Annotated in this window: 14 protein-coding genes; 4 read left to right on the top strand and 10 right to left on the bottom strand. The window is 35.5% G+C overall.

Annotation, left to right across the window (positions count from 1 at the left end):
* The first annotated feature begins 72 nt into the window (after window positions 1-72).
* On the top strand, window positions 73-2,175 hold the full coding sequence (locus tag MWU65_RS09230; RefSeq protein ID WP_247077228.1) for a peptidylprolyl isomerase: 2,103 nt from the start codon (window positions 73-75) through the stop codon (window positions 2,173-2,175).
* A gap of 54 nt (window positions 2,176-2,229) precedes the next feature.
* On the opposite strand, the gene MWU65_RS09225 is transcribed toward MWU65_RS09230, so the two are convergent.
* On the bottom strand, window positions 2,230-3,153 hold the full coding sequence (locus MWU65_RS09225; protein WP_247077226.1) for a GYDIA family GHMP kinase: 924 nt from the start codon (window positions 3,151-3,153) through the stop codon (window positions 2,230-2,232).
* On the bottom strand, window positions 3,146-4,465 hold the full coding sequence (locus MWU65_RS09220; protein ID WP_247077224.1) for a hydroxymethylglutaryl-CoA reductase, degradative: 1,320 nt from the start codon (window positions 4,463-4,465) through the stop codon (window positions 3,146-3,148). The genes MWU65_RS09225 and MWU65_RS09220 overlap by 8 nt, the downstream gene beginning before the upstream one ends.
* A 251-nt stretch (window positions 4,466-4,716) precedes the next feature.
* Here MWU65_RS09220 and MWU65_RS09215 point away from each other — a divergent pair, with 251 nt between their 5' ends.
* Window positions 4,717-6,294 carry a peptide MFS transporter gene (locus tag MWU65_RS09215; RefSeq protein WP_247077222.1) on the top strand — a complete coding sequence of 526 codons (1,578 nt, stop codon included), beginning with the start codon at window positions 4,717-4,719 and terminating at the stop codon, window positions 6,292-6,294.
* A 59-nt stretch (window positions 6,295-6,353) separates the two neighbouring features.
* Here MWU65_RS09215 and MWU65_RS09210 read toward each other — a convergent pair whose 3' ends face one another.
* The 6 genes from MWU65_RS09210 to surE are packed head-to-tail and all read right to left on the bottom strand — an operon-like array spanning window position 6,354 to window position 12,743.
* Window positions 6,354-7,928, bottom strand: coding sequence for a glycerol-3-phosphate dehydrogenase/oxidase (locus MWU65_RS09210; RefSeq protein ID WP_247077220.1), 1,575 nt, complete (start codon window positions 7,926-7,928; stop codon window positions 6,354-6,356).
* A 13-nt stretch (window positions 7,929-7,941) separates the two neighbouring features.
* On the bottom strand, window positions 7,942-9,951 hold the full coding sequence (locus MWU65_RS09205; protein ID WP_247077219.1) for a ComEC/Rec2 family competence protein: 2,010 nt from the start codon (window positions 9,949-9,951) through the stop codon (window positions 7,942-7,944).
* A 2-nt stretch (window positions 9,952-9,953) separates the two neighbouring features.
* On the bottom strand, window positions 9,954-10,493 hold the full coding sequence (locus tag MWU65_RS09200; RefSeq protein WP_247077218.1) for a C40 family peptidase: 540 nt from the start codon (window positions 10,491-10,493) through the stop codon (window positions 9,954-9,956).
* A gap of 44 nt (window positions 10,494-10,537) precedes the next feature.
* Window positions 10,538-11,674, bottom strand: a complete 1,137-nt coding sequence (lpxB, locus tag MWU65_RS09195; RefSeq protein ID WP_247077217.1) for a lipid-A-disaccharide synthase — start codon at window positions 11,672-11,674, stop codon at window positions 10,538-10,540.
* A gap of 12 nt (window positions 11,675-11,686) precedes the next feature.
* On the bottom strand, window positions 11,687-11,971 hold the full coding sequence (locus MWU65_RS09190; protein ID WP_247077216.1) for a hypothetical protein: 285 nt from the start codon (window positions 11,969-11,971) through the stop codon (window positions 11,687-11,689).
* The gene (gene surE, locus MWU65_RS09185; RefSeq protein ID WP_247077215.1) at window positions 11,961-12,743 is read right to left on the bottom strand and encodes a 5'/3'-nucleotidase SurE; all 783 of its coding nucleotides are present in this window, start codon (window positions 12,741-12,743) and stop codon (window positions 11,961-11,963) included. The genes MWU65_RS09190 and surE overlap by 11 nt, the downstream gene beginning before the upstream one ends.
* Before the next feature lie 219 nt (window positions 12,744-12,962).
* On the opposite strand from surE, the gene MWU65_RS09180 reads away from it, so the two are divergent.
* Entirely contained in the window at window positions 12,963-15,125 is a 2,163-nt protein-coding gene (locus MWU65_RS09180; protein ID WP_247077214.1) for a carboxy terminal-processing peptidase, read from the top strand.
* A gap of 92 nt (window positions 15,126-15,217) precedes the next feature.
* Window positions 15,218-16,018 (top strand): DNA/RNA non-specific endonuclease, encoded by an 801-nt coding sequence (locus MWU65_RS09175; RefSeq protein ID WP_247077212.1) that lies wholly within the window; start codon window positions 15,218-15,220, stop codon window positions 16,016-16,018.
* On the opposite strand, the gene rodA is transcribed toward MWU65_RS09175, so the two are convergent.
* On the bottom strand, window positions 16,015-17,298 hold the full coding sequence (gene rodA / locus MWU65_RS09170; protein ID WP_247077210.1) for a rod shape-determining protein RodA: 1,284 nt from the start codon (window positions 17,296-17,298) through the stop codon (window positions 16,015-16,017). The two genes, MWU65_RS09175 and rodA, sit on opposite strands and share 4 nt — an antisense overlap.
* 75 nt (window positions 17,299-17,373) lie before the next feature.
* Window positions 17,374-19,254 (bottom strand): penicillin-binding transpeptidase domain-containing protein, encoded by a 1,881-nt coding sequence (locus tag MWU65_RS09165; protein ID WP_247077208.1) that lies wholly within the window; start codon window positions 19,252-19,254, stop codon window positions 17,374-17,376.
* Window positions 19,255-19,662: the final 408 nt, after the last annotated feature.

Here is a 19,662-nt window from a genome sequence, read left to right as displayed (position 1 = left end):
TCGATAAAATTTAAATTTTAATTCCCAAAAAGAAATGGTAATTTTGCGCACTGATTTTAAACCTTTTATAGAATGGCGATTTTAGAGAACATAAGAAAAAGAACAACAATACTTATTTTAATTATTGGGATGGCATTATTTGCATTTGTTGTATCTGGGATATTTACAGCAGATGGTTTTTCTGGTGCAAAAACAGGATCTACCGTGGCCGAAGTTAATGGCACCGATATTTCTATAGACGATTTTAGACGAAAGGTAGAAAGTGCCTCGAATCGATTTGGGTCTGGAGCAACTTCTATGCAGGTTGTTAATAGTGTTTGGGATCAAGAAGTAAGAAGTGCTATTTTAAGCGAAGAATTTGATGAGTTGGGCATTGGTATAGAGCAAGATCAAATTATCAACTTTATTGCATCTAATCCTAATTTTGCTCAAAACCCACAATACCAAAATGAAAATGGGGCTTTTGATGAATTTAAATTTAGAGAGTTTATTAGCACATTAAAGGACAATAGTCCTGGTCAATATGCTTTGTGGTTAGAACAAGAGCAAGCTATTATGCAAATAGCAAAGGAACAGACTTATTTTAATTTAGTTAAAGCTGGTTTAGGCGCTACTTTAAAAGAAGGAGAGTTAGATTACAAATTGGCAAATGATAAAATAGACATTAAATATGCAAGAGTACCTTATACTTCTATTGCAGATAGTTCTATTGCAGTAAGTAAAAGTGAAATTACGGCCTTTATTAATCAACATAAGGAAGAATACAAGCAAGATAATGCTAGAGATTTTCAATTTGTTTACTTTGAAGAAAAGGCATCTTTAGAAGATGAAAATGCTGTAAAAGATATGGTAGTAAGTCTTTTGAATGATAAAGTAGAATACAATGATACTATTTTAGGGTTTAAAAATACAACAGATGTTGCTGCCTTTTTAGATCGTAATTCAGATATAAAATTTGATTCTATTTATAAAGCAAAAAATAGCTTACCCGCTAAATTTGCAGATACCCTAATGACCTTGGGTGTAGGTGAAGTTTATGGGCCATATAGAGATGGTGATTATTTTAAGGTTTCAAAAATGGTCAACAAAAAGGAAAATGGTTCTGTAAAGGCTAGCCATATTTTAATTGCATGGGAAGGTGCTGAAAGAGTAGACCCTAAGGTGACAAGAACTAAAGAAGAAGCAAAGAAGGTAGCAGATGAAATGTTAAGAGAAGCAAAGAAAGCAGGAGCTGATTTTGTTGTTTTAGCACGTGAAAACTCAGATGGACCTTCGGCACCACGAGGTGGAGATTTGGGATATTTTGAAGAAGGGACAATGACTCCTGTATTCAATGACTTTGCTTTTGGAAATAAGGTAGGGCATATTGGATTAATTGAAACTGAGTTTGGATTTCATATTGTAAAAGTAGATGCTAAGCAAGATGTTGTTCAGCTAGCAACATTGGCTAGAGAGATTGATTCTTCAGAAGAAACTATTAACGGTTTGTTTACGGATGCTTCTAAATTTGAAGTAGACGCCAAAGCTGCGGATAAATCATTTTTAGAATTATCAAAGGAAAGAAATTATATCGCGAGACCTGTAAATAAAATTAAAGAATTGGATGAAAGCCTACCTGGCTTATCGGCACAGAGAGCAATTGTTCAATGGGCTTTTAACGATGATTCTAAGGTTGGAGATATCAAGCGTTTTTCTGTGAATAATGGATATGCAGTAGTGCAATTAACTGGTAAATATGCAGCAGGAGTTATGTCTGCTGAAGATGCTTCAGTTTTGGTATTGCCTAAAATAAGAAAACAGAAAAAGGCGGCACAGATAATAGCGGCAAACACTGGAAAATCATTAGAAGAATTTGCTACAGATAATAAGGTTTCAGCGTCAACAGCAAGTGCAATAACAATGAAATCCCCAACAATACCTGGTGCGGGTAGAGAGGCTTTTGTTATTGGAAATGCCTTTGGATTGAATGAAGGTGAATCAACCGGTTTGTTAGAGGGTGAAACAGGTGTTTTTATTGTGACCGTAACAAAAAAATTGGAGGCTCCTATATTAGAGAACTATAGTACCTACGCAAATATGGTACAGTCAACCGCTGCAAGTAGAGTAAATGGTGATGTGTATACTGCATTAAAAGATGCAGCAACCATTGAAGATAATAGAGCTATATTTTACTAATTGATAGCGATAAGGATTAAATAAAAAAAAGGCCTCACTTAGTGAGGCCTTTTTTTATTTAATCATATGAGCATAACTAAGTATGGTTGGGTAGCCTTTGCCTTTAAAATAAGCAGTTGCCTCTGTGGCACCTGTAGCTAATATAAAGTCGCCTCCCCAAGCGCCAAGACTTTTTATGCTTCCTTTATAGTCCGGAAACAATTGTTTTTTTACCGTTGGAATTTGTAGTACCTCAGATAGGATTTCCTCATGTGCCGTTATAAGAGTTTCAAACTGCTTTAGATTCTCTGCACTTGCAATTTTTTTTGTTAAAGCGCTAATAGCTGTAAGTAGTTCTTTTTTGTCAAATAAGCACTGTCGGTAGGCCGCAATCGCTTCCCTACTGTTTTGTTTTCTGTTCAGATGTACAAAAAAGAGATTTGAAACAAATTCAGGCTTAAACGCAGCAATTGTTACGCTAGGTATGTCCCCTTGTTTTTGGTAAAAAATAGGCTCGTTGTTTTGCGCACAAGCAATATCATATCCACTGCCTCCCATGGTGTTTTTAACCAATAAAAAGGCATCCACTTTTGCCCACTGTGCAATATTATTGATTAGGGTAGATGAAGATCCCAGTCCCCAATTTCTAGGGAAAGTCAATTTTGTTTCTATGGTATAACCTTGTTTGTCTTGTAAAAAATTGGGATTTAATTTCTTGGCCTCTTTAAGAATGGACTGTAGTGTTTTTGCTATTTCATGCCAAACTGACGACCTATTTTCTTGATGAACTAAGGCTATGGTGTCCCGGTCAAAACCAACATCAAACCAAATCGAATTTTTATGATCATAGCTTTTCCACAAAAGGAGCTTATCTGCTCTTCTTGTGACAGTCATGTATTGTCCATACTTGGTAGGTACTGCTAAACTAAGTGCACCATCAAGCACAGCATATTCTCCAGTAAGTAATAATTTTCCATTGCTGTAAAACTCCTTAGTCATTTTTTAATTTGTTATAAGCAGAAGCCACGGCACTATGGGTAACTGTATGTGTTTTAAAATAGGTGGTTAACTGTTCCTTTTCAGTTTCAGTGGCGCCCAATTGGTTAAGGATGTTTAGGAGGTGCATTTTCATATGCCCTTCTTGTATTCCTGTAGTTACTAAGGAGCGTAAGGCAGCAAAGTTTTGAGCCAAGCCCGCTACAGCAACTATTTGCATCAACTCCTCTGCTGTTGGTTTTTGTAATATTTCTAAAGCTATTTTTACTAAGGGATGTAGATTGGTTAAACCACCTACAGTTCCTAATGCCATTGGGATTTCTATCCAGAATTTAAAAATACCATTTTCAATGCTCGCATCTGTTAAGCTTGTGTAGCTGCCAGATCTGCTTGCATATGCATGTATCCCTGCTTCAATGGCTCTAAAGTCGTTACCCGTTGCTAATATAACGGCATCAATGCCATTCATAATCCCTTTGTTATGGGTTACGGCTCTGTAAGGCTCTACTTTAGCTATAGTAACCGCTTGTACTATTTTTTGGGCCAGTTTCTCCGAAGATATATTTGGGTTTTCTTGTAACTCTTCAATTTTACAACTAACCTCTGCCCTAACAAGGCAATTGGGTACGTAGTTGGATAAAATACTCATTACAATTTCTATGTTTTTTTCAGTTGCATCGAATGCTGAAAAAAGTAAAGCTTCTTTTTTTAAAGTTTTGGCAAATTGTTCTAGGCAGGAATTTATAAAATTGGCGCCCATTGCATCTAAGGTCTCAAAAGTGCAATGGAGTTGATAATAATTAGCGAGCTCATTGGTTTTGTTTCGCAGTTCTATTTTAGTAATTCCGCCACCCCGCTTTTTCATACTTGCTGTAAGTTCGGCCGTTTCACTAAATAGCACTGGTTTTATGAGGATAAAAAACCGTTCTAATTTTTTAGCGTCACCCGTATAGATAAAATGGACTTGACCCACTTTTTCTGTACCTAAAACTGTCGTTTTAAATCCGCCACGACCCAGCCAAAATTTAGCGGCTTTACTAGCGGCTGCAACAACAGAGCTTTCTTCAATAGCCATTGGAATGGCATATAATTTGTTGTTAATTAAAAAGTTGGGTGCAATACCTAAAGGAAGATAGTAATTGGAAATGGTGTTTTCTATAAATTCATCATGTAACTTTTGCAATTGCAAATCACTGTTCCAATACACTTTTAAAAAAGCTTTTGTGTTTTCGGGATTAGTGGTGTAATTGGCTGCAATCCAGTTTATTTTTTCTTCTTTGGTGAGTTTTGAAAATCCTTCAATTGGGGTAATCATATATGGTTTGTTTCAAGATTCAAAGATAAACATTATGCATTAATGTTTTTGGTTTGAAGTTCATACTATAGTTGGTGGGCTAATTTCAGTATTTTAGAGAAAAAGTTTGCTATTTTAGCAAAAATATTAGTAAACTTGGAAGGCTATTTAAATAGTCAGTCTGTAAGACTTTCAAATATGTTTAGGAACATATGTAAGTTGAAAATACTTTTTCAATAGATATTAATTAAAAATATAAACCAAACTTAATTATGGAATTTAAATACGGAGGATCTGAAACCAACCAAAAAACAGTATTAGGACACCCATCTGGGTTATTTGTATTGTTTTTTACTGAAATGTGGGAGCGCTTTTCTTACTACGGAATGCGTGCCTTATTAGTTTTATTCTTAGTTTCTTCAGTTTTAGATGAAGGTTGGGGCTGGGAAAGGGCTGAGGCCTTAGTTTTGTACGGTTGGTATACAGGGCTAGTATATATTACACCAATTTTTGGAGGATTAATTGCTGACAAGCTTATGGGGTATCGTAACGCGGTAGTATTAGGTGCCTTGTTAATGACCTTAGGGCATGCCTCTATGGCATTAGAAGTATTTTCAGATCCGTTTTTCTTCGTAGGACTAGGACTTTTGATTGTAGGTAATGGATTATTTAAGCCTAATATTTCTTCGATGGTTGGTCAATTGTATAAAAACCAAGGAAAAGAAAAGGATGCGGGTTATACTATTTTCTATATGGGGATAAATGCTGGGGCCTTTTTAGGAATTTTATTATGTGGTTATATTGGAGAATCTGTTGGTTGGCATTATGGATTTGGTTTGGCAGGTATCTTTATGTTCTTTGGGATGTTACAATTTTATTTCGCTCAGGAGATTTTTGGACGAATAGGACTTTCGCCTATTAAAACCAAAGATTTTGATGATGCCTTAGAAAGTTCTTTAGAAGATACTAAGGAGGTTGTGAAAGAAGTACAATCTTCAAAGGTTACTAGAGATCGGTTAATTGTAATAGGCGTACTCGCCTTTTTTACAATCTTCTTTTGGTGGGCTTTTGAGCAGGCAGGTGGTTCTATGACCATTTTTGCTGCAGACTATACAGATAGACTATTAGTAGGTGACGGAGCTATGATGTTTAAAGTGTTTAATACCATACTTACTATAGTACCAATGATAATTATTACGTGGGTTCTGGGAATGTTGTTTAAACAAACTTTTTCAAAATATTCACTTTCCAATTTGCTACTCGGGACCAGTTTTGTTATTATCTGGGGTATTGTAATTTGGATGTTGGTTAGAGAATTTAATGCAGATGTTGCAGAGGTTAAGGCATCTTGGTTTGGGATATTAAACTCTTTCTTTATTATCGCATTTGCGCCATTGTTTTCTAAATTATGGCAAAGTAAATACAATCCTACCGGACCAGTGAAATTTGCAATTGGCCTTATTTTACTAGGACTTGGTTTTGGTATTTTGGCATATGGATCAACAACAATACCTTTAGGGGCTAAAACAGCTTCAGTGAGTATGATGTTCTTGGTTTTTGCTTACCTATTCCATACGCTAGGAGAACTTTGTGTGTCTCCAGTAGGACTTTCTTATGTTAGCAAGCTAGCTCCTGTTAAACTTGTAGGTTTAATGTTTGGGGTATGGTTTGTAGCAAATTTTATTGCAAATACAGCAGCTGGTATTACAGGGAGTTATATGGATCCAATTCTTGAAGAAAAAGGGTTGGCCTTTTTCTTTATGATATTTACTTTAATACCTATTGGAGCTGGAATATTAATGTTGATTTTGAATAAAACATTAATAAAAATGATGCACGGTATTCGATAAAAAAGATTCTTTTTAAGATTAGAAAATCCTTTTTACTGTTCGCGGTAAAAAGGATTTTTTTATAGCATATAATTTGCTGCTACCGTTTTAAATTCTTCTAGCTGCTGTTGTTTCCATATTTCATCCTTATGCAATTCTACTGCTAAAATATCGGCAACCAGTGGAGCGACTTCTAGGGCGGCGTGTGAATCTAAAAATAATAGGCGCACCCGTCTAGCCAAAACATCTTCAACAGTTCTTGCCATCTCATTTCTAATAGCCCAAACAACCTCTGCCTTTAGAAATTCCAGGTTGTGGTGTAATTTTTCTGCTAAACTGGGTGTTTCTTGGATTAGTTTAAGAATTCCTGTTTCATCAGTGCCATAAAAAGACAGGTGGTTTTTTTTATAAGGATTGGCCGTAGCTCCATGCAGTTTTAAATGATGTGTGATGCACGGTTGCTTGTTTAACTTTCCTAATTTTATAGCCTTGTCAATGGTATCTTGTGCCATTTTTCGGTAGGTGGTCCATTTTCCACCAGTAATTGTAATTAAACCAGAATTTGAAACAATAATTTTGTGGCTTCTCGAAATTTCTTTTGTTTTGGCTGATTTATCTTTTGGAGCAGCCAGTGGTCTTAGTCCTGAAAAGATACTTAGTACATCTTTTCTGCCAACGCTTTTGTTTAAATAGTGATTGGTGGTTTCCAGTATAAAATTCACCTCTTCCTCCAATGGTTTCGGTTCTAAACTATGACTATTTAAAAGGGTGTCTGTTGTGCCTACAACAATTCTGTTATGCCAAGGCACCAAAAATAATACGCGACCATCAGTTGTTTTTGGAATCATAATAGCCGATTCTCCAGGTAAAAATGATTTGTCCAATACCAAGTGAATACCTTGGCTAGGACGTACTAAATTTTTAGACAATGGATTGTCCATTTGTAAAATATCATCGGTAAAAACTCCCGTGGCATTAATAACGGCATTTGCATTTAGGCGGTATGTTGCTTTGGTTTCAGTGTCCTGAACAACAACACCGTTTATGGAGCCCTTATTGTTTTTAAGTAATTCAATTACCTTAAAATGATTTAAAACGGTAGCCCCTTTTTCTATGCAGGTTTGAGCAATATTTACTGCCAACCTCGCATCGTCAAATTGACCGTCATGATACAAAACACCACCCTTTAATCCTCTGGTTTTAATTGTTTGAAGTTTAGAAATGGTTTGTTTTTTGGAAATTCTTTTAGATTTTCCTAAACTCAATTTTCCGGCCAACATATCATAAATCTTTAGGCCAATTGTGTATAGGAAAGTTCCCCGCCATTTATAATTTGGGATGATAAAAGTGAGGTTGCTAACCAAATGTGGTGCATTTTGAAACAGAAGCCCCCTTTCGTGCAAAGCTTCCCGAACCAAATCAATATTGCCTTGTGCTAAATAACGTACGCCGCCATGAACCAGTTTTGTACTTCTACTAGAAGTGCCTTTGGCAAAATCTATCTGTTCTAATAAAAGGGTCTTGTACCCTCTGGTTGTACTATCTAGAGCAGTCCCTAAACCCGTTGCACCTCCGCCAATAATAATTACATCCCAGTTTTTTGTACTTTGTAATTGTGCTAGTATTACTTCTCTTCTAAATAGGTTGTTGCTCACTGTAAGTTATATATTAATCAAAAGTATAAAACCCTTCGGTACCAGTATAATAGAAAGGGATTTTTCTTTTTGCACATGTTCGCTTCCAACCTGCAATAGCACTTTTGTAGTTACTGCCATCAGCTAGTATCAATTTTGGGTTTGTTTCTTTAATAAAGCGATCTAAATTTATTTCTGGCGATTGGGTCAGTAAAACAGTGATGGAACTCAAGTTCTTAGGGTAGATACCAAGACTGTCTATTAGGACTAAATTGTTGTTTTTGTAAGTGTAATTATTTTGCAATTTTTTTTGTCTTATGGTGTCAATACGTTCTGCAATCCGATAATCTCGTAGAACTTTTTTATGGATTTGGTCATGATTGGAAAAGCTTGTTATTTTTTTACCTAACTGGTGTATCAAAATTGTATTTCTATTTTGATGCCATAGGATAAGAGATTCTTTTGTGCTTGCTTTCCAATGAGAATAAACAATCCACCCTTGAAAAAGAATAAGGCTAGCTAATAAAAGCGTAACCCTTTTAAAACTCTTTTTAGCCAAAAAGGATAGTAGTAATATAAGAATTACATACCCTAAGATTAATTGTGGCCTATCAAAAGAAATTTCACTGTAGAGAAAGGTTTCTTGTGTAGATACCCATTTTATAATACCATTCATGACATGAATTATAGCATTGTACCAATTGGCTAAAAAAGGCGGAAGAATGTTAAATATCGATAGAAAAATAACCAGGATTCCCAATCCTAATATCAGTCCAAGAAAAGGAATAATAAGTAAGTTCGAAATAAAAAATAAACTTGGAAACTGATGAAAATAAAAGAGGCTAATGGGTAGAACGCCTAATTGTGCAGCAATACTAACGCTCATTAATTGCCATATTTTACGAGTTATCCAATACTTTGGCTGCCATAATTTTTGAAAATAGGGAATAAAAAGTACAATAGAGAAAACAGCAGCATAACTCATTTGTAAGCCAACTGAAAATAAAAGGATTGGTTTAATAAGTAAAATAAAAAACAAGGATAAGGCAAGAATGTTAAAAGTACTTGTTGGCCGGTTTAAATATAGTGCGTAGGCCACAAAAGTAAACATTGTTACCGCTCTTACTAAGGAGTCTGACAGTCCGGCTAAAACTGCAAATCCCCATAAAAGGACTACAATGACAACTAATTTTAGGGTTCTTCCTTTGGGTAATCGTTCCAAAGGTTTCAGTAAAAACTGCAACAATAACAAGAGTATGCCTATATGAAGTCCTGACAAAGCAAGGATGTGGATGGCTCCTGCATTTTTATAGGCTGATACTATTTCTGGATCAATATCATGGCGTTGACCTAGGAGCAGGGCTTTAATGATACTTAGTTCTTCGTTGCCAAAGTTAGCTACTTCAAGTTTCCCTATAATATTGTTTCTGGTGTTAGCGGCAATACCTTTACTGGTAATAAACGGGTTCTGGGTTAGGGTGATGTTTTTAGCCGTGCATTGGAGTTGATGATACACTCCCAATCCATTCATATAATCTGAGTAATTGAACTGATAGGGGTTTAAAGGTTTGTGAATTTCTTCAAGAGTGCTGTTAATTAGTATTTGGTCGTCAATATGTAATACTTGGGTACTACTATCTATTTGTATGCTTAGTAGTAATTTTCCAACTTCCTTAGTTGGGTTAATACTAAGAATTTCTGCTATATAGCGCTGAGAAAAATTGGTTGGCCGTAGTACTTCGGAAATCTTAACATGCCATACATTCTGATGTTTATTTTCCGTATTGGTATAATGATTTGGATTGTTCTTTGGATTAGATTTTGTAATTAGAAATAGGCCTAACACAATGACAGTAAGGCCACTGATAACACCAAAAGCAATGGAGTTTCTCTTGGCTTTAAAAAATGCAAAGGTAAGTAGTGCTAAAAACACTCCCAAAAAGAGCATACTGTTAAAGAGGGATGGCTTTAAAAAATTACCAAGGAGTATTCCAGTAATTAAGCACAACGCTAATTTTACTGAAATGTAATGGAAAGGTTTCATCGTTATAAGACCCGGGTTGCTTTTATAAAGGCGGAGTTCCAGAAACCTTCTCGTAAAGAAGATACAATAACACCTCTAGAACTACTAGAGTGGATGAATTTTATATCATCGTCATCTATAGCGACCACTAAACCAACATGGTTGATCCTTTTTCCAGATTTTGTGGTTTTAAAAAAGAGTAAATCCCCTTTTGCTACATCACGTACGCGTATTTGCTTGCCTTCATTTGCCATATGGTAGGATACCCGTGGCAAGGGAACATCATTTTCACCAAAAGCTACAAATAAAAGGCCAGAACAATCCATTCCTTTTTTTGTTGTTCCTCCAAACTTATAAGGAACACCAGAAAAGGCAAGGGCAGAGTTTATAATTTGATCAGCGGTTTGGTTGGCTTCGGATTCCTCTCTTTTGCTTTCCGGGTTCGTTGTACTAGAGCCAGCAACAGTTACCTTGCGTTCTTTGGCATAGGTTGTTTTCTTTTTTGAAACACAGCTACTACTAAGTGTTAGAATAAGGAGAATAAATGTTGCTTTTCGAATCATTCCAAGTGAAATTAAGGACCCTTGGGTATCAAAATTAGTAAATTTTATTGAGTATTGCTGTTATTTAAGGTTGTGTGGCTAAAAATCAGGGCTGCTGCTTTTTCACTAGCACCTATTCCTCCTAATTTTTTTTCAAGCAGATAATAATCCTCAAACATTATTTTTCGCTTCTCCTCAGATAGAATGTTCTTTAATTCTGAACGTAGGTTTTTAGTAGTTAAATGAGACTGAATGAGTTCTTTAATCACTTCGCGATCCATAATTAAATTCACCAATGAAATATATTTTAAGGTGATGATTTGTTTGGCAATAAAATAAGAGAGCCAATGCGCTTTGTAGCAAACAACTTGTGGAACTTTAAATAAGGCTGTTTCCAATGTGGCGGTTCCGCTGGTAACTAAGGCTGCAGTTGATAAGGATAATAAATCATAGGTTTGGTTCGCCACAAAGCCCACTTGTGGATTTTTTAGAAACGGCTCGTAGAAATCTAAATCCAAGCTAGGGGCTCCGGCGATAACAAATTGATAATCGGGAAATGATTTGGTAACGGACAACATAGTGTGTAACATTTTTTCAACCTCTTGTTTCCTACTTCCCGGCAATAGCGCAATGATGGGTTTTTTTAAATCTAATTTATTTTTAGTTCTGAAGGTAGTGGTATTTGGAACTTTTATCAGTTGGATAGCATCTAGTAATGGATGTCCTACAAAATGTACTGGATAATTGTGCTTGCCTTCGTAAAAATCTTTTTCAAAGGGAAGAATAACGTGCATTGCATCTATATCTCGTTTTATATTTTTTATTCTACTTTCTCGAGAAGCCCAGATTTGCGGTGAAATATAGTAATTTGTGCGGTAATTGTGTTGTTTTGCCCATTTTGCAATACGCAGGTTAAATCCAGAATAATCAATAAAAATTATGGCATCAGGGTGAAAGGCCTCAATATCAGCCTTGCAAAATTTTAGATTTTTAGAAATCTTAGAAATATTAGCAAGGACTTCAATAAATCCCATAAAAGCCATACTTTTATAATGCTTCACCAAAGTGCCGCCAGCCTGTTGCATTAAATCGCCTCCCCAGCATCTAATATCGGCAGAAGTATCCTTAGCTTTTAATGCTTTAATTAGATTGGATCCGTGCAAGTCACCAGATGCTTCACCAGCAATTATATAATATTTCATATGGCTGTGATTTTAAAAAATCTTATAGTAAAGAATTAAAAGGGCTGTTAATAGGGTGGCAATAAGGACACCTCTTGCTCTGTGGTCTCTTTTAACTCTTAAAAAGAGAAAAAAAGCGACTAAATTTAGGATGGCGCCAAGCGCTAAAATACTTCCTACATGTTCCTGAGCTATTGCCGCTTTAAATGTTTCTAGAATACCGTAGTCAGAAAACAATAGAATATACGCCAATGTTCCAAAGGTATTTGCAATAATTCCTACGATAAAACCTATGATGACTTCTTTTTTAGTGTTCATTTAAATTCCAATTGTTAAGTTGATGTATGGTATGGTGTGCTGTTAAATCAAATTGAGTAGGTACTACTGAAATATAATTATTTGCCAACGCAAATTCGTCGGTATCTTCCCCTTTGTCTAAGAGTTCAAACTCTCCCGTAAGCCAATAATAATCTTGTCCCATTGGATTTACACGTTTGTCAAATTTTTCTTTCCAATTGGCACGTGCTTGTCTGCAAATTTTTATTCCTTTTATGGGTTCATTCTGTTTGGCAGGTATATTCACATTGAGGACAACTCCCTTTGGCATACCGTTTAAAAGCGATTGTTGTACTATTTTTTGGACAAATTCTTTTGTGTCTTCAAAATTAGCATCCCAAGAAAAATCACATAAAGAAAAACCAATGGCAGGGATTCCTTCGATTCCTGCTTCAATAGCGGCACTCATAGTGCCAGAATAGATCACATTTATAGAGGAGTTAGATCCGTGATTTATACCGCTAACACAAATGTCTGGCTTGCGTTCTAGAAGCTCTTGTAAGCCCATTTTTACGCAATCGGCAGGCGTTCCGCTACAACTATACTCCTTTTCAACGCCATTAATTGCATCAATGGTGACTAAGTTAGCAGATAAGGTGTTATTTAAAGTGATAGCATGTCCCATTCCAGATTGTGGACTATCAGGAGCAACGACAACGACATCCCCAATTTCTTTCATAAACTTTACTAAAGATCGTAAGCCTGGTGCCGTTATGCCATCATCATTTGTAACAAGTATTAGCGGTTTTTGCATGCATGTATAATTTATACCGTAAAAATACGTTTTTAATATGTTTACCGAAATGCTTTTTAAAATTGAAAGGGCATAAATATCTTAAAATTGGTTAAAAAACAGCCACTATTTATAAACTGGCATAGTTTTTTCAGTATATTGGTAGAATATATAAAAGTTACATACAAAGACTTAATTAAAGTAAGTTTTAGCTCTTGCTAAAAGTAAAATAGAAAATAGATGAAAAAGAACTTAATAGTTGTGTTATTAGGAATGTTGTTTGCGGTTGCTTCATGTAGCTTTACAAATAAATCTTTTGATACTGCGAATGATAAAGACAAATTACTGATAGAGATCATCGCATATATGTTAGAGAAAGGACATTATGAGCCAAAGGATATTAATGACGACTTCTCAGTAACAGTCTTTGAAGGATTTATTGATGTTTTGGATCCTACTAAAAGATATTTTTTAGACAGCGATATTAAGGAGTTTGAAAAATATAAGTTTCAAATAGATGACCAGATTAAGAATACGGATATTAGCTTTTTCGACATTGTTCATAAAAGGTTGATGAAACGTATGGCAGATGTGGAAGTCATCTACAAAGAAATTTTAAGTGAGCCTTTTGACTACGATGTTTCTGAGTCAATAGATATTAATTATGAAGATCAAACTTTTGCGGCATCAAAAAAGGAGCTTAAAGAAAGATGGCGCAAGCAGCTAAAATATGCTACCATAGGTACGTATGATAGTAAGCTTACAGATGGAGATGTTTCTTCTGCAGATGCTGAAGCATTTGTAGAAGAGAAGATTAAGCATAAATTATCTAAAAAAGAGGCAGAAGCTGCGGCTAGAGAAGTAACCAAAACGACCTTAGATGATTTCTTCGATTTTATCAATAACGAGCTAGATCGTGAGGATTGGTTTGGGCAATATGTGAATACAATAGTTGAAGGTTTTGATCCTCATACCTATTATTTTGCGCCAGAAGACAAGGATAAATTTGATGTTAGCATGTCTGGGAAATTTGAAGGAATTGGTGCTAGATTACAAAAAAAGAAAGACCAGGTTAAAATTGTAGAAGTTATTTCTGGTGGACCCGTATGGCGAGATCAAAGTATAGAGGTTGGCGATGAAATTGTGAAGGTCGGGCAGAAAGCCAATGAAGAGCCTGTTGATATTAAGGGAATGCAGTTAGAGGATGCTATTAAATTGATAAAAGGTCCAAAAGGATCTATAGTATATTTAACAATTAAAAAAGTAAATGGTGCTGTAGAAGTAGTGAAAATTACGAGAGATTTAGTAGAGATGGAAGAATCTTATGCTAAAACGGCTACGGTAACCAAAGATGATCATAAATACGGAATAATTAATCTTCCTAAATTTTATGTAGACTTTAAGGATTACAACAATCGTAATGCTGCTTCAGATGTAGCCAAAGAAATAGAAAGACTAAAGCAGGCAGGAATGGAAGGCTTGGTTTTAGATTTAAGAGATAATGGAGGAGGTTCTTTGCGTACGGTTGTAGAAATGGCTGGACTTTTTATTAAAGACGGGCCTATCGTACAAGTTAAGTCGTCTGTTGGTACTGATGAAAAAGAAGTGCATGAAGACAAAGACGAACGTATTCAGTGGGATGGACCATTAGTGTTGTTGGTAAATGAATTGTCTGCCTCAGCTTCAGAAATATTGGCGGCAGCTATGCAAGACTATAAGCGTGGTGTTGTTATTGGTAGCAAGCAAACCTTTGGAAAAGGAACGGTTCAGAATGTATGGTCCTTGTCAAATATTGTTCGTAGTAATGAACATGGAGATTTAGGCGCATTAAAAGTTACGACTCAAAAATTTTATAGAATAAATGGAGGCTCTACCCAATTGGAAGGTGTAAAAAGTGATGTGGTAGTTCCAGACAAGTATAGCTATATAGACATAGGAGAAAGAGGGCAACAAAACCCTTTGGCTTGGGATAAAATAAGTCCTGCAAATTATACCCCTTGGGATGGCTATATTGATTATAAAGAAACCATAGCAAATAGTGCTAAGCGTATGTCTACGAATGCTCAATTAAAATTAATAGAGGAAAATGCCAAATGGATAAAAGAGCAACAAGATGAGAATGTGGTCTCTTTAAGTTATAATGATTACAAGGTTGATAAAGATAAATTGATTAAAAAAGCGGAACACTTCAAAGGTATTTTTGATTATAAAACCAATTTGAGCTTTGAGTCTTTGGATTATGAAAAAAATCTCTTTGTTAAGGATTCTGTTCTTAAAGAAAAAAGAGATCGATGGCATAAAGATCTATCTAGAGATGTCTATGTAGAAGAGGCGTTAAGTGTCTTAGAAGATTTAAAGATGAATAATATTAAAAGCAATAAGGTAGCTGCGGTTAAAGGCTAATGGATTGAACATAAAATAAAAAGGCTCGGTTTAGAAATAAACCGAGCCTTTTTATTTGGTCCTGTTTTGTTTGGGAAGATTATCTTTGTTGTATGAATAAGAAAAAGGTATTTACCATACTCTCTATACTTTGCATTATAGGTTTTTGGTTGTTTGAAAATTTTTATACTCCGGCATTGTATACTGCCCCAGCAGCTAAAGGCTCAACAACAGACATTGCAAGCTATCTAAAGGCGAGTTCAACCACTGGAGATGTTGTTAGTCATAATCATTATACCCTGTCTTATAACGAACAATACGAGCAAGCCGAGTGGGTTGCCTATGTCTTAAAAAAAGAGCATTTAACCTATGATGATAGAAAAAGACCTTATTTTATTGAAGACCCTAAAGTGAAAACGAAATCGGCAGACTGGCGCAATTACAAAGGGTCGGGTTTTGATAGGGGGCATCTTTGCCCTGCGGGTGATCGTAGATTTTCGGAATACGCCTATAATGAAACATTTTATACAAGCAATATTACTCCTCAAAAAAATGATTTCAATGCGGGGATTTGGAACAAGTTGGAGATACAAGTGCGGACTTGGGCAAAAAAAGAAAAAGAAATTTATGTCATTACAGGTGGTATTTTAGAAAAAGGCCTGGAAGAAATAGGGGAGGAAGATGTGGCAGTGCCCAATTATTTCTATAAAATAGTAGCGAAAGGAACTCCCAACAACCTAAAAGTAGCCGCTTTTTTATTCCCACATAAGGAAAGTACAAAATCTTTAGTCTCTTTTATGGTTTCTGTAGATCGTATAGAAAAATTAACGGGTATCGATTTTTTTGAAAACCTAGCCGAAGAAAGAGAAACTATTCTAGAAAAAAAAGTGGACACAAATTCATGGAAATTTTAATCCCATTCCTTTAATCTATTTGCGTCTAATTTTAGAAAAATAAACAATAGCAAGGTAAAACCAAGTAGGCCAGAGCCTCCATAACTCATGAAGGGTAAGGGTATGCCAATGGTAGGTAGTAATCCTATAACCATTCCTATATTTATTAAATAATGGACAAATAGAATAGATATTACGCCATAACCATAAATTCTGCTAAAGGCATTTTTTTGTCGTTCTGCAATTGCTACTAAGCGCAATAATAGGAAGGAGAATAGTAAGATAACCGTGGCTGTGCCTAAAAACCCCCATTCTTCGCCAATTGTTGTAAAAATATAATCGGAATGTTGTTCTGGTACAAAATCTCCTTTTGTTCGTGTTCCTTGTAAAAAACCTTTTCCAAAAAAACCACCAGATTCAATGGTTTTTTCAGATTGGTAGGTATTGTAACCAATAGTCTTCCTGATTTCTTCAAGTTTTTTAGGATCTTTTTCCAATCGAAGCCATAAACTAAATCGGTCTCTATGACGTTGTTCAAAAACAGAATCAAATACAAACCGTACAGAAATGGAAATTAGAACGGAGGTGACAAAAAATAGAATTATAGGAATTGCTGAAACTTTTAAACTCGCTCTTTTTGTAAGGTAGAATAGGGCAATTAATATACTTATACTAATAACTACCCATATGGTACCGTACTTTAGGGTCGCAATAAATATTAAGAGCATAACCATACCTACTACTAAATAGTAAATGGGGAGGTCTTCTCGAAACAAAACAAAGGTTAGTGCAAGAAAAACAATACCACTTCCAGGATCCGGTTGTAAAACAATTAGAAAGGCAGGAATAAGAAGTAATCCAAAAGCATATAACTGGTCTTTGGTTCTTTTTATGTCTGTTTGAATATCACTGAGGTATTTGGCTAAGGCAAGTGCTGTTGCTACTTTGGCAAGCTCTGAGGGTTGCAGGTTAAAAAAGCCTAAGTTATACCAAGATGTAGCCCCAGAAATGGTTTTTCCAAAGGGGAATAAACCAATGAGTAATACAATACCAATGACATAGGCAACACTTGAAAAGCGCTCAAATAAATTGGCTTCAATGGCAAAAATGAATATTATGGCTAGTAAACTAATGCAAATAAAGAAAAATTGCTTTCCGTATAGGGTGCTAAAGTCTAAAATTGAAGGATTTGTTTCAGAATAAGAGCTTGAATAAATGCTTAATAGACCAATTGCGGTTAAGGCAAAGTATATGAAAACAGTAAGCCAATCAATTCTTTTTAAAAGCATTTTACCAGACATATAGGCTTATCTTAAAAGTTGTTGCTTTTTGTTATTGATTTGTAATAAACATAGGAAGTGGGGTTTATTCATCTATTACCAAACTTTTTCATTAATAATAAACGGTTTGCCACTATAGGGTTTTGCGTATTCTTTTTCTAATGTTTTTTCAAGCATTTTTTTCTCAAGATCTTTTCGCGTGATTTCTCCTTTTAGATACTTTTCTATCATTAATGAAGCAATATGACCTGCAAATCGACCGCCGTAATACCCGTGTTCTATAAATATGGCCAATGCTATTTTTGGATTTTCTACAGGGGCAAAAGCCACAAATATTGAGTGGTCTGTTAGTTGCGTTCGTACACCATCTATTCTCGTGAAATTTTCTACAGTACCTGTTTTTCCGGCAATGTTTATGCCAGGTACTTGCAACCAGTGTGCGGTACCACCACTAAGTTTGTATACATTCTCCATTCCTTTAATAATGGGTTCAAAGTGCTTTGCATCTATGGTGGTGTATTTTCGCAAAGTGTATTGCGGGTCTGTAATCATTTCACCATCCACTTTTTTAAGGATATGAGGCGTATAATAAAAGCCTTTATTGGCAATTGCTGCAGTCATATTTGCTAATTGAATAGGTGTTGTTGATACTTCACCTTGCCCAAAAGAATTGGATACAATATAGGACCATGACCACCTATTGTCACCATAAATTTTATCGTAATACTCCTTTCCTGGAATTCTGCCTGGTTTACCGGCAGGTAAATCTGTTCCTAAATAACTACCTAGTCCAAAACTTTTTACGTGATTTTGCCAAATATCCATAGCATCATCAGTACTGTCAAAATTCTCAAATATCTTTTTAAAAGCCCCTGCAAAATAGGCGTTACAGGACTTGTATATACCGGTATTCATATCGCGAAAGCCACCTCCACAATGGCAACCTCTTTTTATTCTGTTTTTACCCACATAAAAACCATTGTAACAAGTTATTTTGTCTGTTGTGGTCATGACATTTTCTTGTAGCGCAATCAGGGCATTTATAACCTTAAATGGAGATCCGGGTGATTCTTGGGCCTCCAAACTTCTATCCCAAGTGGGTTTCGCAATACTGTCATAATACAATTTACTATAGTTTGCAGAACGTTCTCTACCTACTAAGAGAGCGGGGTCGTAGGTTGGACCTGATATTAACGATAGAATTTCTCCAGAGCTAGGATCTAAGGCTACAATGCCTCCGCGTTTCCCTACCATTAATCTTTCACCGTATTCTTGCAATTCCTTGTCAATGGTAAGGTAAATCTCTTTTCCAGGTTTAGGAAGTGTATCCAAAGCGCCATCTTTATAGGGGCCAATATCTCTGTTAAATCGATCTTTTTGAATGTATTTTACACCCTTGGTACCTCTTAATATATTTTCGTAATACTTCTCTACACCAGTTTTTCCTTTTAATTCTCCTTGAGCGTAATAGGGGTTTTTCTTTAAATCGGCTGGGGTAACTTCACTAATGTAACCAAGGGCGTTGGCAGCACTTTCGGTGTCGTAATACCGTAAGGATCTTTTTTGAATGTAGAACCCTTCGTATTTCCGCATTTTTTCCTGCAATCTAGCGTAATCTTCTTTTGAAAGCTGAGATACCACAACAGAAGGTAACCTAGGAGAATAAATTCTTGCTTTTTTTAATTTATCGATAAACTTAAGCTTGTCAATTCCAATTAAATTACAAAATTCTAAAGTGTCTAAGGGTTTTACCTCTCTTGGAATAACCATAACGTCATAAGCCGCTTGGTTGGCTACCAGTAATTTGCCGTTTCTGTCGTAAATATATCCTCTTTCGGGATAGTCATAAACCGGTTTTATAGCAGTGTCTTCTAAGATTTGATCTGGTGAAAAGCTAAAAATTTGTAAAAAAGATAGTCTGCCCAAAAAGGTTAAACCTATCAGGATTATTATTGAAGATAATAATACTTTTTTCATTTTTTCTGAATACTAAACAATGATCTTATCAGCAAAGATAGCACTAATGATGCGGCGCCAACAATTAAAACTTTCTTTAAAATTAATAACAAATTACTGAAACTGAAAATTTCTAGGAAAAAGAATATAAAATGGTGAAATAAAATGAGCAATGCTAAAAATGTAATTTGCTGTAGTGTGGTTGTCGATGCTAATTTAAAATTTTGAAAATCATAGTTTACGCCAAAACAAAATCGCATAATCCCAGATCTCATATAGGCTATAGTTAAACATGAAACCGTATGGATGGCCATAGTGTCTGAGAATAAATCTATGGTTAACCCTAGTATAAAACTAGCAAGAAGTAATATGGCCCTGTTCTCTTTTACAGGGTACCAATAAAAATATAAAATGTATATCATAGGGTTG

Origin of the sequence: Cellulophaga sp. F20128 (assembly GCF_023015805.1) — a bacterium.
Taxonomy (GTDB): Bacteria; Bacteroidota; Bacteroidia; order Flavobacteriales; family Flavobacteriaceae; genus Cellulophaga.
This window is presented reverse-complemented; position numbering and strand designations above follow the sequence as displayed.

Bases quoted from the DNA above. Each gene is read 5' to 3' on its own strand.
- MWU65_RS09230 (WP_247077228.1), top strand. From the start codon at position 73: ATGGCGATTTTAGAGAACATAAGAAAAAGAACAACAATACTTATTTTA.
- MWU65_RS09225 (WP_247077226.1), bottom strand. From the start codon at position 3,153: ATGACTAAGGAGTTTTACAGCAATGGAAAATTATTACTTACTGGAGAA.
- MWU65_RS09220 (WP_247077224.1), bottom strand. From the start codon at position 4,465: ATGATTACCCCAATTGAAGGATTTTCAAAACTCACCAAAGAAGAAAAA.
- MWU65_RS09215 (WP_247077222.1), top strand. From the start codon at position 4,717: ATGGAATTTAAATACGGAGGATCTGAAACCAACCAAAAAACAGTATTA.
- MWU65_RS09205 (WP_247077219.1), bottom strand. From the start codon at position 9,951: ATGAAACCTTTCCATTACATTTCAGTAAAATTAGCGTTGTGCTTAATT.
- MWU65_RS09200 (WP_247077218.1), bottom strand. From the start codon at position 10,493: ATGATTCGAAAAGCAACATTTATTCTCCTTATTCTAACACTTAGTAGT.
- lpxB (WP_247077217.1), bottom strand. From the start codon at position 11,674: ATGAAATATTATATAATTGCTGGTGAAGCATCTGGTGACTTGCACGGA.
- MWU65_RS09190 (WP_247077216.1), bottom strand. From the start codon at position 11,971: ATGAACACTAAAAAAGAAGTCATCATAGGTTTTATCGTAGGAATTATT.
- surE (WP_247077215.1), bottom strand. From the start codon at position 12,743: ATGCAAAAACCGCTAATACTTGTTACAAATGATGATGGCATAACGGCA.
- MWU65_RS09180 (WP_247077214.1), top strand. From the start codon at position 12,963: ATGAAAAAGAACTTAATAGTTGTGTTATTAGGAATGTTGTTTGCGGTT.
- MWU65_RS09175 (WP_247077212.1), top strand. From the start codon at position 15,218: ATGAATAAGAAAAAGGTATTTACCATACTCTCTATACTTTGCATTATA.
- rodA (WP_247077210.1), bottom strand. From the start codon at position 17,298: ATGTCTGGTAAAATGCTTTTAAAAAGAATTGATTGGCTTACTGTTTTC.
- MWU65_RS09165 (WP_247077208.1), bottom strand. From the start codon at position 19,254: ATGAAAAAAGTATTATTATCTTCAATAATAATCCTGATAGGTTTAACC.